This window comes from Kosakonia sp. YIM B13571 (genome assembly GCF_042788095.1).
Classification (GTDB): domain Bacteria; phylum Pseudomonadota; class Gammaproteobacteria; order Enterobacterales; family Enterobacteriaceae; genus Kosakonia; species Kosakonia quasisacchari.
Genome location: NZ_JBHZPL010000004.1, coordinates 157,926 through 174,528, shown reverse-complemented (window position 1 = coordinate 174,528; position 16,603 = coordinate 157,926). Strand labels below are relative to the sequence as shown.

At 52.3% G+C, this 16,603-nt stretch carries 13 protein-coding genes; 9 read left to right on the top strand and 4 right to left on the bottom strand.

Annotated features, from left to right (window positions below; genetic code table 11):
- Positions 1 to 69 precede the first annotated feature (69 nt).
- Positions 70 to 2,112, top strand: coding sequence for an oligopeptidase A (gene prlC / locus ACFX4O_RS12370; protein WP_380209655.1), 2,043 nt, complete (start codon positions 70 to 72; stop codon positions 2,110 to 2,112).
- 4 nt (positions 2,113 to 2,116) lie between these two features.
- Positions 2,117 to 2,869: a 16S rRNA (guanine(1516)-N(2))-methyltransferase RsmJ gene (rsmJ, locus tag ACFX4O_RS12365; protein ID WP_380209657.1), complete on the top strand. Its 753-nt coding sequence runs from the start codon at positions 2,117 to 2,119 to the stop codon at positions 2,867 to 2,869.
- 215 nt (positions 2,870 to 3,084) lie between these two features.
- On the opposite strand, the gene uspA is transcribed toward rsmJ, so the two are convergent.
- Entirely contained in the window at positions 3,085 to 3,522 is a 438-nt protein-coding gene (gene uspA, locus ACFX4O_RS12360; protein ID WP_007369617.1) for a universal stress protein UspA, read from the bottom strand.
- Positions 3,523 to 3,975: 453 nt separating this feature from the next.
- On the opposite strand from uspA, the gene uspB reads away from it, so the two are divergent.
- A complete protein-coding gene (gene uspB / locus ACFX4O_RS12355; protein WP_017458289.1) occupies positions 3,976 to 4,314 on the top strand; it encodes a universal stress protein UspB in 339 nt (112 codons plus the stop codon).
- Between the two features lie 62 nt (positions 4,315 to 4,376).
- On the opposite strand, the gene pitA is transcribed toward uspB, so the two are convergent.
- Complete coding sequence (pitA, locus tag ACFX4O_RS12350; RefSeq protein ID WP_131413701.1) at positions 4,377 to 5,873, bottom strand: inorganic phosphate transporter PitA; 1,497 nt, start codon at positions 5,871 to 5,873, stop codon at positions 4,377 to 4,379.
- A gap of 229 nt (positions 5,874 to 6,102) precedes the next feature.
- Between pitA and ACFX4O_RS12345 the strand changes: the two genes are divergently transcribed.
- Positions 6,103 to 7,305, top strand: a complete 1,203-nt coding sequence (locus tag ACFX4O_RS12345; RefSeq protein ID WP_380209660.1) for an NAD(P)/FAD-dependent oxidoreductase — start codon at positions 6,103 to 6,105, stop codon at positions 7,303 to 7,305.
- A gap of 77 nt (positions 7,306 to 7,382) precedes the next feature.
- On the opposite strand, the gene ACFX4O_RS12340 is transcribed toward ACFX4O_RS12345, so the two are convergent.
- Complete coding sequence (locus ACFX4O_RS12340; protein ID WP_380209662.1) at positions 7,383 to 8,219, bottom strand: DUF1796 family putative cysteine peptidase; 837 nt, start codon at positions 8,217 to 8,219, stop codon at positions 7,383 to 7,385.
- A 679-nt stretch (positions 8,220 to 8,898) separates the two neighbouring features.
- On the opposite strand from ACFX4O_RS12340, the gene ACFX4O_RS12335 reads away from it, so the two are divergent.
- From ACFX4O_RS12335 to ACFX4O_RS12325, 3 genes are all read left to right on the top strand, one after another.
- On the top strand, positions 8,899 to 10,317 hold the full coding sequence (locus ACFX4O_RS12335; protein WP_380209664.1) for a hypothetical protein: 1,419 nt from the start codon (positions 8,899 to 8,901) through the stop codon (positions 10,315 to 10,317).
- Positions 10,318 to 10,679: 362 nt separating this feature from the next.
- The gene (locus ACFX4O_RS12330) at positions 10,680 to 11,840 is read left to right on the top strand and encodes a RimK family alpha-L-glutamate ligase (RefSeq protein WP_380209666.1); all 1,161 of its coding nucleotides are present in this window, start codon (positions 10,680 to 10,682) and stop codon (positions 11,838 to 11,840) included.
- Positions 11,841 to 11,862: 22 nt separating this feature from the next.
- The gene (locus ACFX4O_RS12325; protein WP_380209668.1) at positions 11,863 to 12,975 is read left to right on the top strand and encodes a phosphoserine transaminase; all 1,113 of its coding nucleotides are present in this window, start codon (positions 11,863 to 11,865) and stop codon (positions 12,973 to 12,975) included.
- A 45-nt stretch (positions 12,976 to 13,020) separates the two neighbouring features.
- Here ACFX4O_RS12325 and ACFX4O_RS12320 read toward each other — a convergent pair whose 3' ends face one another.
- Entirely contained in the window at positions 13,021 to 13,725 is a 705-nt protein-coding gene (locus ACFX4O_RS12320) for a GNAT family N-acetyltransferase (protein WP_131413695.1), read from the bottom strand.
- Between the two features lie 531 nt (positions 13,726 to 14,256).
- On the opposite strand from ACFX4O_RS12320, the gene ACFX4O_RS12315 reads away from it, so the two are divergent.
- The gene (locus ACFX4O_RS12315) at positions 14,257 to 16,182 is read left to right on the top strand and encodes a type VI secretion system Vgr family protein (RefSeq protein WP_380209670.1); all 1,926 of its coding nucleotides are present in this window, start codon (positions 14,257 to 14,259) and stop codon (positions 16,180 to 16,182) included.
- Positions 16,182 to 16,601, top strand: a complete 420-nt coding sequence (locus ACFX4O_RS12310) for a DcrB-related protein (protein ID WP_380209671.1) — start codon at positions 16,182 to 16,184, stop codon at positions 16,599 to 16,601. Before ACFX4O_RS12315 ends, ACFX4O_RS12310 begins: the two co-directional genes overlap by 1 nt.
- The last annotated feature ends 2 nt before the right edge of the window (positions 16,602 to 16,603 follow it).

Sequence of the window (16,603 nt, the reverse complement as noted above, 5' to 3'; positions counted from 1 at the left end):
TAACCCCATGCTAGAAAACATTGCTAAGCGCTTAAGCGCTTTATTCACCTCATTCCAAGGACTGCGCATATGACCAACCCTTTATTGACGCCTTTCGTGCTGCCACCGTTTTCCCAAATCCTTCCTGAACATGTTGTTCCCGCTGTGACCAAAGCGCTGGAAGATTGCCGGAATGCGGTGGAAAGTGTTGTCGCGCAGGGCGGCCCGTATACCTGGGCGAATCTTTGCCAGCCGCTGGCGGAAGTGGATGACCGTCTTGGTCGCCTCTTCTCGCCGGTCAGCCACCTGAACTCAGTGAAAAACAGCCCGGAGCTGCGCGAAGCTTACGAACAAACGCTGCCGCTGCTTTCTGAATACAGCACCTGGGTTGGGCAGAACGAAGGGTTATACAACGCCTACCGTGATTTGCACGACGGGGAATATTACGCTTCGCTGAGCGTCGCTGAGAAGAAATCGGTAGATAACGCACTGCGTGATTTCAAATTGTCGGGTATCGGCTTGCCGAAAGAGAAACAGCAACGTTACGGCGAAATCGCTGCGCGTCTCTCTGAACTCGGCAACATCTACAGCAACAACGTGCTGGATGCCACCATGGGCTGGACTAAGCTCATCACTGACGAAGCGGAGCTGGCCGGTATGCCAGAAAGCGCGCTGGCGGCGGCGAAAGCACAGGCGGAAGCCAAAGAGCAAGAAGGCTGGCTGCTGACGCTGGATATCCCGAGCTATCTGCCGGTAATGACCTACTGCGATAACCAGGCGTTGCGTGAAGAGATGTATCGCGCTTACAGCACCCGCGCTTCCGATCAAGGCCCGAATGCCGGGAAATGGGACAACAGCCCGGTGATGGCGGAGATCCTCGCGCTGCGCCATGAGCTGGCGCAACTGCTGGGCTTTGAAAGCTATGCCTTTAAATCGCTGGCGACCAAAATGGCGGAAAATCCGTCGCAGGTGCTGGAGTTTTTAACCGATCTCGCCAAACGGGCGCGTCCACAGGGTGAAAAAGAGCTGGCGCAGCTACGCGCTTTCGCCAAAGCCGAGTTCGGCGTGGATGAGCTGCAACCATGGGATATTGGCTACTACAGCGAAAAACAGAAACAGCATCTTTACAGCATCAGCGATGAGCAACTTCGCCCGTACTTCCCGGAAGAGCGCGCCGTGAACGGCTTGTTCGAAGTGGTGAAACGCATTTATGGCATCACCGCCAAAGAGCGCAAAGATATCGACGTTTGGCACCCGGATGTGCGCTTCTTCGAGCTGTATGACGAGAGCAACGAGCTGCGCGGCAGCTTTTACCTCGATCTCTATGCACGAGAGAACAAACGCGGCGGCGCCTGGATGGACGACTGCGTTGGCCAGATGCGCAGAGCCGATGGTTCGCTGCAAAAACCGGTGGCTTATCTCACCTGTAACTTTAACCGCCCGGTGAACGGCAAACCGGCGCTGTTTACCCATGACGAAGTGATCACCTTGTTCCATGAGTTTGGTCACGGTCTGCATCATATGCTGACGCGTATTGAAACCGCCGGTGTGGCGGGTATTAGCGGTGTACCGTGGGATGCAGTCGAGCTGCCGAGCCAGTTTATGGAAAACTGGTGCTGGGAACCGGAAGCGCTGGCGTTTATCTCCGGTCATTACGAAACCGGCGAACCGCTGCCGCAGGAACTGCTGGATAAAATGCTGGCAGCGAAGAACTACCAGGCGGCGATGTTTATTCTGCGCCAGTTGGAGTTCGGCCTGTTCGACTTCCGCCTGCATGCAGAGTTCAGCCCGGAACAAGGGGCGAAAATCCTCGAAACGCTGGCAGAAATCAAACGCCAGGTCGCAGTGGTGCCAGGGCCGTCGTGGGGGCGCTTCCCGCATGCGTTTAGCCATATCTTCGCCGGCGGTTACGCGGCAGGTTACTACAGCTACCTGTGGGCCGATGTGCTGGCAGCGGATGCGTTCTCCCGCTTCGAAGAAGAGGGGATTTTCAACCGTGAAACCGGGCAGTCGTTCCTTGATAACATCCTGACTCGTGGCGGTTCGGAAGATCCGATGGATCTGTTCAAACGCTTCCGTGGCCGCGAGCCGCAGATTGACGCGATGCTTGAGCATTACGGTATCGAAGGCTAAGGCATTGAAAATCTGTTTGCTGGATGAAACAGGCGCCGGAGACGGCGCCTTATCTGTTCTTGCGGCCCGCTTTGGGCTGGAGCAGGACAATGACAACCCGATGGCATTGGTGCTCACACCGACGCATCTGGAGCTACGTAAGCGCGATGAACCCAAGCTCGGCGGGATTTTTGTCGACTTTGTCGCCGGTGGCATGGCGCACCGGCGCAAGTTTGGCGGCGGGCGCGGTGAAGCTGTGGCAAAAGCGGTTGGTATCAAAGGCAGTTATCTGCCGGAAGTGGTGGATGCGACAGCAGGGTTGGGGCGCGATGCGTTTGTGCTGGCGTCGGTCGGCTGTCGGGTGCGGATGCTGGAGCGCAACCCGGTTGTCGCCGCGTTGCTGGAAGATGGTCTTAATCGCGGCTATGCCGATGCGGAAATTGGTCCGTGGCTGCGCGAGCGGTTGCAACTGATTCACGCCTCGAGCCTGACCGGGCTTGCGGATATCACACCGCGCCCGCAGGTGGTTTATCTCGATCCAATGTTCCCGCATAAGCAGAAAAGCGCGCTGGTGAAAAAGGAGATGCGGGTGTTTCAGTCGCTGGTTGGCCCGGATCTGGATGCCGACGGTTTACTGGAGCCTGCGCGTCAACTCGCCATTAAACGCGTGGTGGTTAAACGCCCGGATTATGCACCGCCGCTGGCGGGGGTTGCTACGCAATCGGCCGTCGTCACGAAAAGCCATCGCTTCGATATCTACCCCGGTTCCGGCGAGTAATCATCCGCGGTCACAGAAGACGACATGAATTGCGCCCCGGAAAGGTGTACTAAAAACGTGCCATTTCTGTGAGATTAAAATCCCCGGACAACGCGAAGCCAAAACCTGTTGATGACAACGCTCACCGCATGGGGTTTTCCGTGAGCAATAAAAAGCCCGGCCGCATTGCGCGCGCCGGGCGGTATTCAACCTAATGTTTAGCCGTTAGCGAAACATCAGTCTTCTTCTTCATCCCGCAGCGGGACAATCAGCATATCAACGTGGACGGTGTTGATAAGCTGGCGCGCGGAAGACATCAGTTTGCTCCAGAAATCCTGATGGTGGCCGCATACCACCAGATCCATATCGTATTTCTTGATCGCATCCACCAGCACCTGGCCCAAATCGCCGCTGCCGCTCAGGGTTTCAGTGATCGGGTAACCTGCGTTAGTGGAAAGCTCTGTCAGCGCCTGGTGCGTTTCGTCGGAGATACGTTTTTGCATATCGCCGAGGTTAACGTCGATAAGGCCTGTATAAAGATCGGAGTAGTTTACATCGACATGAATCAGGGAAATTTTCGCGTTGTACGGTCGCGCCATGGATACCGCTTTCTCAACCAGTAATTTGCTTTCGGGGGAGAGATCGACTGCGATAAGGATATGTTTGTAAGCCATAGTGTTACTCCTTCCATAAGTTGTCGATGACCATCGGGGTTAAAATCCCCTGATGCTGTTGCACTGCGCCCGCATCCTGCGTTTCACGTGAGCGTAGCGCCCGGCTTTAAAGGTCTCATTGTGAAGATATTTCTACCTTATAACGCTCTTTTAGTAGCGTCAATCAACCTGGATCACGATTCACTTAAGCCAGATTTACAGCCAGATGCATTGATGATGATGATGCTTGTGGCAAAAAAATAAACTGATCTCCTACACTATAAATAAACCGTACGGAAAACAGACGGTGTCCCCCAGTTGTCTGGCGCATGGAAGTGAAGTCAATTGTGGGATACCGTCTGCCTTGTCATTTCGTACGGTGATTGATAATACTCTTCGTTGTTTGGCTTGGTTGGGTATCCGGGAGCGATGGTCCAGGAGCGAATCTCTGTGGGCGGTCGCCGGGGAGGGGATATGGTAATCAGCACTGTTGCGCTGTTTTGGGCTTTGTGTGTCGTATGTGTGGTTAACATGGCGCGTTATTACTCATCGCTGCGAGCGTTGTTAGTGGTACTTCGCGGGTGCGACCCTCTACTTTATCAATACGTGGACGGTGGCGGTTTTTTCACTTCCCACGGTCAACCGAGCAAACAGATGCGGCTGGTGTGGTATATCTACGCCCAGCGTTATCGCGACCATCATGATGATGAATTTATTCGCCGCTGCGAACGTGTGCGCCGTCTGTTCATTTTAACCAGTTCGCTCTGCGGTTTGGTGGTCGTGAGCCTGATTGCGCTGCTGATTTGGCACTGAATTGAAACCATAAAAAAAACGGCCCAGCAAGCTGGCCCGTTTTTTGTCGTGCGCGAAACGCGTTAAATCAGATGCAGCGACAGCCAGTAGAGCACGCCGGACAGAATAATTGATGCTGGCAGGGTGAAGACCCAGGCCATCAGAATATTGGTCACGGTTTTGCGCTGCAGACCACCGCCGTCAACGATCATTGTCCCGGCAACGGAAGATGACAGCACGTGCGTAGTGGAAACCGGCATCCCGGTGTAACTCGCCAGACCGATAGAAACGGCGGCTGTCATCTGCGCGGACATGCCCTGCGCATACGTCATGCCTTTCTTACCGATTTTCTCACCGATAGTTGTCGCCACACGACGCCAGCCGATCATCGTACCTAAGCCTAACGCCAGCGCGACGGCCATGATTATCCAGATTGGCGCGTACTCGATGGTGCTCAGCATATCGCCTTTCAGCTTCTTCAGCAGACGCTGGTCGTCAGCGCTGACTTCCGGCTGCTTCGCCACCTGGTCGGTGATATCAGACAGGCAGAGCATAATGCGACGCAACTGGCCGCGTTGTTCCACTGGCAGTTGGTCGTAGCTTTCAACGTTGGTCAGCATCGATTTTGCGCGATCCAGCGCCATAATGGCGCGGCCAGGATGGCAATGGAACTCACCCGGTTGGGTGGTCACTTCTTCCGGCGTTGGGATGAGCGGATCGATACCCGTCGCTTTTTGCAGCAGCGCCGGATGTTGCTGGAAGTACGTTTCCACGTTGTTGACGGCATCACGCGTACGGGTGATGTCGTAACCGGAGGCATTCATGTTGACCACGAAGCCCGCAGGCGCAACGCCAATCAGCACCAGCATAATCAAGCCGATACCTTTCTGACCGTCGTTCGCACCATGCGAGAAACTCACGCCAATCGCGGAGAGGATCAGCGCAATGCGCGTCCAGAACGGCGGCTTTTTCTTGCCGTCGATTTTCTCGCGTTCAGCAGGGGTCATATGGATGCGCGCACGTTTTTTCGTGTTGCTCCAGTAACGACGCAGGATAAACACCAACCCGCCAGCGAAGACCAGGCCTACGATCGGTGAAACGATCAGCGAAGCGAAGATATTCAGCACTTTCGGGATGTTTAACGCGTCCACCACCGAAGTGCCGGACATCAACGCATTGGTTAAACCAATACCGATAATCGCGCCAATCAAGGTGTGGGAGCTGGAAGCAGGCAGGCCCAAATACCAGGTGCCAAGGTTCCAGATAATGGCGGCCAGCAGCATGGAAAAGACCATCGCCAGACCATGCGCAGAGCTGACATTCAGCAGCAGATCGGTGGGCAACATATGCACAATCGCATACGCGACGCTCAACCCACCCAGCAAAACGCCGAAGAAGTTAAACACCGCTGCCATCACGACCGCCAGCTGAGAACGCATAGCGCGTGTATAAATGACTGTTGCAACGGCATTTGCTGTGTCATGGAAGCCGTTAATGGCTTCATAAAACAGAACAAAAACCAGAGCAAGCAAGAGTAACAGCCCGGTATGAAGATCCAGGCCGGCAAACAAATGTACCATAGGTCGTTAAGCCATTTTGAGGACATGAACGCGGCGCATTATCAGGGACATTGGCAGTGTCGGCAAAGTGAATTATGTATTTTTTTTGACATTATTTCTTAAATTAAACTGACTTTTTAAAATTAATTTATATTTTTCAATACCCTGTTACCTTTCGCGCGTATTCACGCTGGTGCGACCAGCGTGAACTCTTTACAATCCGCCACGATGTATAAATGAGGGTGCAGCTGTGGAAAATTTTGATGCCATTGTTATCGGCGCCGGTGCGGCGGGCATGTTCTGCGCGGCGCTGGCCGGGCAAGCGGGTCGTCGAGTGTTATTGCTGGATAATGGCAAAAAACCCGGTCGAAAAATTTTGATGTCCGGTGGCGGACGCTGCAACTTTACTAACCTTTATGTCGAGCCTGCGGCATATTTGAGCCAAAACCCGCATTTTTGCAAATCTGCGCTGGCGCGCTATACCCAGTGGGACTTTATCGAACTGGTCGGTAAATACGGTATTGCCTGGCATGAAAAAACGTTGGGTCAGCTATTTTGCGATGATTCGGCGCAACAAATTGTCGATCTGCTGGTGGCCGAGTGCGAAAAAGGCAACGTTATTCAGCGCCTGCGTACAGAAGTGCTTAGCGTTGAGCGTAACGACGACGGCTACACTTTGCAGCTCAACGGCGAAAGCGTACAGGCTAAGAAACTGGTCATTGCTTCCGGCGGTTTGTCGATGCCGGGGCTGGGTGCCTCGCCATTTGGCTATAAAATCGCCGAGCAGTTCGGTTTAAAAGTGCTGCCAACGCGCGCCGGATTAGTGCCGTTTACCCTGCATAAACCACTGCTCGAGCAGATGCAGACGCTTTCCGGCGTCTCGGTGCCATCGGTGATTACCGCCGAGGATGGCACAGTTTTTCGCGAAAATTTGCTCTTTACCCATCGGGGATTATCCGGCCCGGCGATTTTGCAAATTTCCAGTTACTGGCAGCCTGGTGAATTTGTCAGCATCAACTTGCTGCCCGATGTCGATCTGGACGATTTCCTCAATCAGCAGCGCGATGCACATCCGAACCAGAGCCTGAAAAACACCCTGGCCTTGCAGTTGCCAAAACGGCTGGTGGAGTGCCTGCAACAGCTTGGGCAAATTCCGGACGTCACATTGAAGCAGTTGAACAGTCGCGAGCAGGAAAATCTGGTTGCGTTGCTAACGAACTGGCGCGTGCAGCCCAATGGCACCGAAGGGTATCGCACGGCGGAAGTGACGCTCGGTGGCGTCGATACCCACGAGTTGTCGTCCCGCACGATGGAAGCCCGCAACGTGCCTGGGCTGTACTTTATTGGTGAAGTGATGGATGTCACCGGCTGGCTTGGCGGGTACAACTTCCAGTGGGCGTGGTCGAGCGCCTGGGCCTGCGCACAGGCCTTAGCGGAGAACCCATCTGCCTGAGTGTTAATCCGCGATGCACCGAATGAAAAAGCCCTGATCGGGCTTTTTCATTGCCGGGGAATCGAACATCTCTTCTGTCACAACGGCACACCTGTACCGGTTGGGGCGAGCGTGCTTTCTGGAAAGGCGCGAGGCTTGCTACGACTGTATTTGTCTACGGTTTCGAACATCTCGGCGAAAAGCGCATCATCTTTCTTCGCCCAGAATGTTTCTAAATCATCCCCGCCCCATATCTCATGGGTATGGCATATAAATTCAAGCAAACCGCTTTCATGCGGCGTGAAGTCGATTCGTTTGGCGCTATTTGCCGCAATTATATGTTGATAGAAAAGCACGATCTTGCAGTCGCAGCCTTGCGCGTTGTACAACGACAGGAATTCGTTGAGATGTTCCCGTAAAAGGGAGAGATCCGAATGCTCGGTGATTCGGTGATGATAAAGAAACACAAAATCTTTTTTGCCCCGGTATTGCAGCTGGCGGGAAATGCGGCGTTGAAATGCGCGGCTATCTTCTTTAATTCTTAGCGGGTCATGATGGGTGAATTCAAAACCCAGCATATGTCTTTCGCTGTATTGCCCCACACATTTTTCGTAATACGTTGAACGCACAACGGTGTGCTCGCCATCCGGGAAATGTTGTAAATGCTCTTTTTCCAGTAAATGGCGATAATCGTCTTTTTCCATTTGCAGAATATATTCAATATTCGAGCGGCCCGATGAAAAAACGGAACTAAAGGATTTTCGGTTATGCCGGCTAAGAATATCATCAGGGAGGCAATTCTCACCCAATGAAACCCAAACTACTTGCGAAGTGAAATTATTGCGATGTTTCCATTTTTTATGCAGGTTGCGTATCGTTCTTTTCAGCGATTTGAGATTGTCTCTCACACGTTGTTTAACGGCTTCGCCTTTCATCAGTGGCACCTCATGTTGTTATTACACCATTCCAAATGAAGCGATGAGTCACCTTATCGCTGCTGATTTTTTATGTATTTCGCTGCCTGTGAATATGTGCGCAGCGTGAAGATAAATTATTGTTATAATTAATATTGTCTGGAGCGCAGGTTTACTGTTCTGCGTATTTTTTATGAAATAAAGACATTCACTTACTGAGTTTTTTCAGTAAATTTTGGGCGTATGAGTGACACCCGCTATCACTTTCATTGCGCGGGTTTTGTTAAATAAAAACGTTCGAAGATGGCCTGGTGATAATTATTTCTTTGGGAAAAGTAAGGGAATTATTCCAGCCATAATAATAGATCTACGTCATATACATGATATATCCAATGTTATGCTATTCAATAAGATATTCCTCATGGCGCAGGTCAGTATTGCGATTAAGAGGAAATGAATTTGATATAAAGGCACACACGCCGTTACATATTTTACACTTTGTCTTGCCTTTACCCCTCATCAGGAAAATCTCAAAATAGTCAGCCCGGCTTGATACAGGTCGCGGAATGAAAATAAAGCAGCACGCATTTTTCGTGGTACGGGTTGTTTTTACTCCTTTATATTTTCCGCCAACTGCCGATAACGTCATCGGTCCCTCTATTGCGCAATCACTGGATATGCGTCTGACAAAGGAATGAAAATGAAAACCGGCACGTTACTTCTGCCCATACTGCTGGCCGCTGCCATTAGCGCGCAAGCCGTTGATCTGCCTGAAACACACGGCAAAAAAATCGTCAGCAACACCGTAAACCCATTACTGATGCTGCGCGTGAATGACCACATTTCCGCCATGAACCAGGTGGTTTTTGACGACGGGCAACACATTAATCGTTGGGACGGTTTTGACTGCACCACCAACAAAGCGGTGAAGCTTTATTGGGAAATGCTTGATGACAAAGAGGTGGTGATGCGCCGCTTCTACGGCGACAGCTACAACCGTTACGCGGAGCCGAAACCGCAAAGCGAGCTGGATGATGTGGCTAAAAATCTTTGCCAGGCTCCCCGGCTACACAATCCGAGCTGGGTCTATATCGAGAAAAAGTCGAAATACGACACGCCAATCCTGGTGGATACGGCTTCTGTGTTGCGGGTAAATAAGGTGCTGATCGCTAAAATTGGCTTCGAATACAGCGAGATCACTTTCGATCCACCGTATGACGCACCGTACGATATGAAGATTGAAGTGCATGGGTATAACTGCGAAACCCAGCATGACATTGTGATGGCCGGGCTGGATATCACACCAGAGGGTTATGTCTCTGATAGCCTGACCGGTAAAGCGGCACAGCGTCGGGCGGAGGATTTTACTAGCACACCGGCCACCACTGCTGCGTTCAAACAGCTTTGCGCCATGAGCACGCCTTCTGCGTTTAAAGGAGAAGGGGTGTATGTTCCGTCAACGAAGAAAAAAAGTGTTTCCTCGCTGGGTCGGATGCTACCGGATTTCAGCAACAATTCATCACAGTGGATGGCCCAGTTCCCGCTCCCTGCTGATATCGAAAAACAGGCTCTGCAAATCGTTAATCCATGGGCCAAGCCGCGCTTTAAAAAGCTGACATGGAACATGCAGTGGAGCGATAACGATGTCGTACCGATGCAATTGGATGTTCAACCCAACGGGCTCATGTTGCTGCTGGAAAACTACAAGATGTTCAAGGCACAGCGCCTGACGCTGGGCAACCTCGGGCAGCTAAAAGGTGCCATCAGTCTGAGTTACACACCAACGGTAATCAGTGAACTTCACACCAACCTGCGTTTCCCGCTGCACCAGGGGCAGACATTCACCTTTGATACGGTTGCGCCAAAAACGGACAAAGATGAGAAGAACACGGTGATTAACCGTCGTTGTGAAGTGACCGGCAGTGATGACGCGCGCCAGGTAAGCAGTGCGCTCAGCGGACGTTACTGGAAAGTGGCCTGTGAGCTAGAAAGCGATGGCGATACGCAAAAAGAGACGCTGGCATGGCTGTCTGATTTGAATGTCTTTATGCCGTTAACCCAGTGGGTAAAAGGCAAAGAGGTACCGGTGAACGTGACAAACGTTGAGGTAATGCGCTAGTCAAAAGTCAACCTGGGCCGCCTGGCTCAGGTTGACTTATCAACCCTGACCGCTTTTCCGCAGCTTATTGGGTTCTCCATATTCTCTTCCGTTTTTCTTCATAATTTCCCGACATTTCACGCCCATAATCCCCGATCGCGCGCTTTGCCCGCAAAGCCATTTTCGTTAATAACGCTATTAATTTCGGTAAGTTACGTTCAATTGTCGCGCTAATTATTGCCGTTATTCCTCTCATTGCCTGTTAGTGTTTTGTCGCAACATAAGTCATATGCACAGCACAAACAGGAACTATAACAATGTCTCTAACTTCAAAAACAGATGTTTCGTCTGTTCAATTTCTTGGGATGGCGCCTTTTTTACGCATGAGTATCGCGGGAATCGATTTTTCCACCATTACGCAGCAGATGGTTGCGCAGGTAGAAAATAGCCCCGACGACGCTGTCCTATGGATGAATCTCTCCACCGCCATGATGAGCCTCAAGCATGAAGCGCTGGGCTTACAAATTCAGGAACAAGCGCTGGCAATGCAGCGCGTTTATTACTGGCCTGCGCGTCAGCCAGCAAAAATACGGCTGTTGATGCTCATGGTGCCCGGCAATCTCTCCGCCAATATCCCGCTCGATTGCCTGCTGGAAGAGAGCGACGTCGATTTGATTTACTACTTTGTTGATCCAAACGCTGAAAACCCGCTGACGTCGCCAGTACCTGAGCACGATCTGGTGATGGTGGCAATCGGAGCCAGCGATGAGCAGGCAAGTGTGCTATTGCGCCTCGAATATGCCCTGCGCGGCTGGTCGAAACCGATACTTAACCCGCCGAAAAACGTCCCCACTTCCGAGCGGCATAACGCGAGCTTGCTGCTGCAAAATGTGCCTGGTTTGGTTATCTGCCCGGCACTGCATGCTACTCGCCTGGCGTTGCAGGCTGTTACATGCGGTCAAAAAACACTGCCACAGATTGTCGAAAACCATGACTTCCCGATAATCGTGCGCCCGGTGGGCAGCCACGGTGGCCACGGACTGCAAAAAATCGATGCGGCGGATGAGCTGGAGTCTTATCTGGCGCAAACCGCAGGAGATGATTTTTTTGTTTCGCGCTTCGTTGATTACCGTGGCGGCGATGGGATGTTTCGCAAAATGCGGCTGGTGTTGATCGACGGTAAGCCGTTTGCCTGCCATATGGGCGTTTCCGCGCACTGGATGATCCACTACGTCAACGCCGGGATGTATGAAGATGCGGATAAACGTGCGCAGGAAGCCCGCTTTTTCAATACCTTTGCCGATTTCGCCGGGCGCCATCACGCAGCCCTGGCGGCTATCAGCCAGCGCTGCGGGCTTGAATACATCGGTATCGACTGCGCGGAAACCGCAGATGGCGAGCTGCTGATTTTCGAAATTGACCCGGCCATGGTCGTCCACGCTATGGACGATGAAGCCATGTTCCCCAATAAGCAAATTCATATGCATAAAGTCAAAACCGCGATGCGCGAGATGTTATTTCAGCGCGCTGGCGTTTCGTTTTAACCTTTTTTCAGGCAGGGAAAATATGTCACTTAATCCAAATAATGCCCTCAATTTTTCCGGCGGGCCGGGCGCGCTGCCGGACGTTGTTTTACGCCAGGTTCAGCAGGCAATCATTAATGTCCCGGAAGTTGGTTTGTCGGTTCTCGGCATTAGCCACCGTTCAGAATGGTTTGAGAATGTGGTGCGGGAAACTGAAAACAACATTCGCACGCTGCTCGGCTTGCCCGCCGATTTCCATATTCTGTTTTTACAGGGCGGCGCAACACAGCAGTTCTCCATGGTGCCGATGACGCTGTTGCGCGGCAAAAAACACCCCGCAGAGTATTTCGACACCGGTTACTGGAGCCGCAAAGTGATTACCGAAGCGATGCGTGAAGGCCCGGTTCGCGTTATCTGGAGCGGTGAAAAGGAGGGCTATCGCCGCCTGCCGGGCGATGATGAACTCGATTTCTCGCCCGATGCGCCCTACATTCATTACGTCTCGAATGAAACGGTGGAGGGTCTGCAATTTAACCGTGTTCTGGGACGCGATGATGTGCCGCGGGTCTGCGACATGTCCTCGGACTTTTTATCCAAACCGTGCGACGCCGGAAAGTTTTCGCTGATCTACGCCCATGCGCAGAAAAACATTGGCCCGGCGGGTGTGACGATTGTGCTGGTGCGTGACAGCGTGGTGCAAAACGCGCCGCACAACCTGCCAGCCTTTCTGGACTATCGCCGCCAGGTGGAATCTCACTCCAATCTGAATACACCGCCGGTGTTCGCCATTTACGTTGTGTTGCTGGTAACCCGCTGGTTGCTCAATGAGGTGGGTGGGCTGGAAAACATGGCGCGGATAAACCAACAAAAAGCGCGGCTGCTTTACAGCCTGATTGATGACAGCGACGGTTTTTACCGCAACTGGGGCGATGCCGCTTTTCGTTCCGATATGAATGCCGCATTCACGCTGCCTACGCCCGATCTGGAAGATAAATTCCTGCACGACGCGGCAGCGGCGGGCTTCTCCGGTCTTGGCGGCCACCGGGCTATCGGCGGCGTGCGCGCTTCCATCTATAACGCACTGACGCTCAAGGCGGTGGAAAAGCTGGGCGAATTTATGGAAGATTTCCGCTTTAAGCAGCACGCAAAAGCGTAATTCTCCAGAGCCATGCGTTGAGGTTTCCGTCAACGCATGGCGCTATCAGTAGCGGCGGAATGAAGAGAGTTTATGCAACTGGCGACCACGGCCGTCAAAGTTGTCCTCGTTCAGCCAGCTATTCATCATCGACGAGAGACCCGACCATTCGCGCACGGTAATCGAGAACACCGTAATATCGCTAAGCCGTCCTTTGCGGATTTTCTTCTCCCGCAAAATCCCTTCTTTCACAAAACCAATACGTTCTGCCGAATGAATCGCGTCCGCGTTATAACTGCCAGTGCGCCATTCACATCTGCGATACTTCAACTGGTCGAAAAAGTAAGACAAAACAAGATAAAGGCTTTCGGTACTCATGCGTGTTCTTTTCATTAACGGCGTCCAGTTAACGTCGCCAATATCAAAAGAACCATTTTCCTGATCGAATTTCCCGGTATAAAAAATGCCTTTTATTTGCTTATCCTCTTTATCTTGTACCGCAAAATAGATTCTGTCAGGGCGTGACGCGAGATTTCTGAGGTAGGCATAACATGCGGTCATATCTTTCGGCCGGGGATCTTCAAGGTAGGTCCAGTCCCGGTCATCATCAATGCTTTGCCATTCCGGGAAGAGATCTTCCGCGTGATCCACGACAAGCGGTATAACGTCGCAGTAACGGCCTTTAAGCGAAATTTTTTCTGGCAGCGGGCGTTTTGTCCAGTCCTGGATTTCCTGACCAATGCGCTGTCCATACTGATTAAAAAATTCCATTATCCCCTCCTGATTATTACGAATTTATTGCTGCTTAACTCTTATTAAATGGGTGTTAAATGGCAGTGACGTATAGAGTTATATTTTATCGGCAAATAATTATGAGACTTTATATAATCACGCAAATAATATAACGGCAGGTGTTCTAAAAACTTATACTGCTTTTCATCTGGCGTGTCTTCGCTTTCGCGTGAAAGTGGGATAATACTCGCGAAACATTTATTGCATAATTTTACTTAGCGCTTTTGAATAACACGGTTGCAACAGCACAATAGCAATTTAGCGGCATAAGATTTGACCTAAGCGTCATTTTTTGGCGATTATTCAGCGTTTGCTTGTAAAAAAATGACTCTTTTTTTAGTAGGTTAATCGTGGATTAGGATAATTCCTGGCATTTCTTGCCGCGAAAAACCAGACAATATTGATCTTTTTGTTTACAGCAATCGTGCGGTAGCTTTTTCTCAAACCCGTAACGTTAAACTTCTGGACAGCACCCGGAATCGTGCGTGTCCCTACGTCAGGATCCGATTTATGAGCAATCGAATTACTGTTCAGTTACCCGTCGAAGGACTGCTTTTCTGGAAAATCTCCGGGCGGGAAGCGCTGTCTGAAGCCTTTACTTTTAACCTGCAACTGCTGGGTACCGACGCGCGAATGGACCGCAGCACGCTACTCGGTAAATCGGTGACTGTCGCTATTCCAACACAAACGTTAACCGGCGCGCCGCGTTACCTTAACGGCAAAATCACCCGTGTGGCGGTGAGCGCAATCGAGCTTTCCGGCACCCGCTACGCGGTGTATCAACTCACCGTGGAGCCGGATCTCTGGCCGATGAAGCGCGATCGCAATTTGCGTATCTTCCAGGGCCAGACAGTACCGCAAATCGTTAAAACCTTGCTCGGTGAATACCAGGTCAATATTGAAGACAAACTGACCGGCAGCTACCGCATCTGGGACTACTGCGTGCAGTATCAGGAGAGCAGCTTTGATTTCATCAGCCGTCTGATGGAGCTGGAAGGTATGGCTTACCACTTCCGCCACGAAGCGGACAAACATACGCTGGTACTGACAGATGCGGCCACACAGCATGATCCCTTCAGCGGTTACGAAACCATTCCTTATCACCAGACACCTTCCGGCGGCAGCACCGATGAAGAGGGCATCAGCCAGTGGGCGCTGGAAGATAGCGTAACGCCGGGGCTCTACAGCCTTGATGACTACGACTTCCGCAAACCCAACGCATGGCTGTTCCAGGCGCGACAAAACCCGAATTCTCCCTCGCCGGGCACCATCGATGTTTACGACTGGCCGGGGCGCTTTGTCGAACACGGTCACGGTGAGTTTTACGCCCGCATCCGCCAGGAACGCTGGCAGGTGGAGCATCAGCAAATTGAAGGCACGGCGACGGCGATTGGTATTGTGCCGGGCAGCACGTTCCAGTTGACCAATGCGGCGTTCTTTAACGATAACGGCGAATATCTGGTGACGGCGGCGAACTACTTTTTCGAAGAGAACCGCTATGCCAGCGGCGCCGACAGCGAAACCATTCACCGCATTGATTTCAGCGTTATCCCCTCATCCGTGGTTTATCGCCCGGCGCAGCAAACCGCATGGCCGCGCACTTACGGCCCACAAACTGCGCGCGTTGTCGGCCCGCAGGGCGAAAGCATCTGGACGGATAAATATGGCCGCGTGAAGGTGAAATTCCATTGGGATCGGCTGGCAAAAGGCGATGACACCAGCTCCTGCTGGGTGCGCGTTTCAAGCGCATGGGCTGGCCAGGGGTTCGGTGGCGTGCAGATCCCGCGCGTGGGTGACGAAGTCGTTATCGACTTTATCAACGGCGACCCGGACCGGCCGATCATCACCGGGCGCGTCTATAACGAAGCGAGTATGCCGCCGTGGGCGCTTCCTGCTGCCGCCACGCAAATGGGCTTCCTCAGCCGCTCGAAAGATGGTTCGGTCGATAATGCCAACGCCCTGCGTTTTGAAGACAAAGCGGGCGAAGAGCAGGTGTGGATCCAGGCGGAACGTAACATGGATACGCACGTCAAAAACGACGAGACGCACAGCGTTGGCGGTTCACAGACCGTGAGCGTCAGCCGCGATTACACCGGCTCGGTGGCAGGCAAACACACCCAGGCAACGCAGCTCACGCACGAGCAGGTGGTTGGCGGTGGGTTTACACAGATGGTGCAAGGGCCGCTGGTGCAGGCTTCTGACAACAGCATTCAACTGGTGGCAGGTCAATCGGTACTGACGCTGGGCGCGAACGGCACCGTCACGCTGAAATGCGTGGACTTTCAGATCGATGCTATCGGTTCGGGCGCTATCAACACCGCGGGCTTGCTGGATTTAAACCTGACAAAACCGACAAAAGGTGAAGATGCGCAACCCACCATTGCGCAGATCCAGGCGGCGGTAAAAGCGGCATTTAATCAAGGGACGGATAAATAATGGCAACGGCGCAATTTGTACTCTCCGAAGGCGAACTCACTCTGCCGGATGCCTACCAGGATCGCAGCATTAACGTGCTGAAATTCAAAGAGAACAACGCCACGCTGGTGATTACCCGCGCGTGGGATATCAAACCCGGCGACGAAGAGAGTTTCCTTAACCAGCAACTGGCGAAAGTGAAACGCAGCATGCGCAAAGTGGTGACGGGTGAAACGCAGGACAGCACGGTTGCTGGTCAGCCTGCCCACGAAGTGTCGCTGCGTTTCGAAAACCAGGGCGCAGTGATATATGAAAAACTCGCCGTGACCCGCATTGACGACCATCTGCTGGTGCTGACGCTCAGCCGTACAATGCCGTTTGATACGGACGCCGACGCGTTCTGGACATCAATCCGTACAGGTTTACAGCTGAGGGCGTAAGG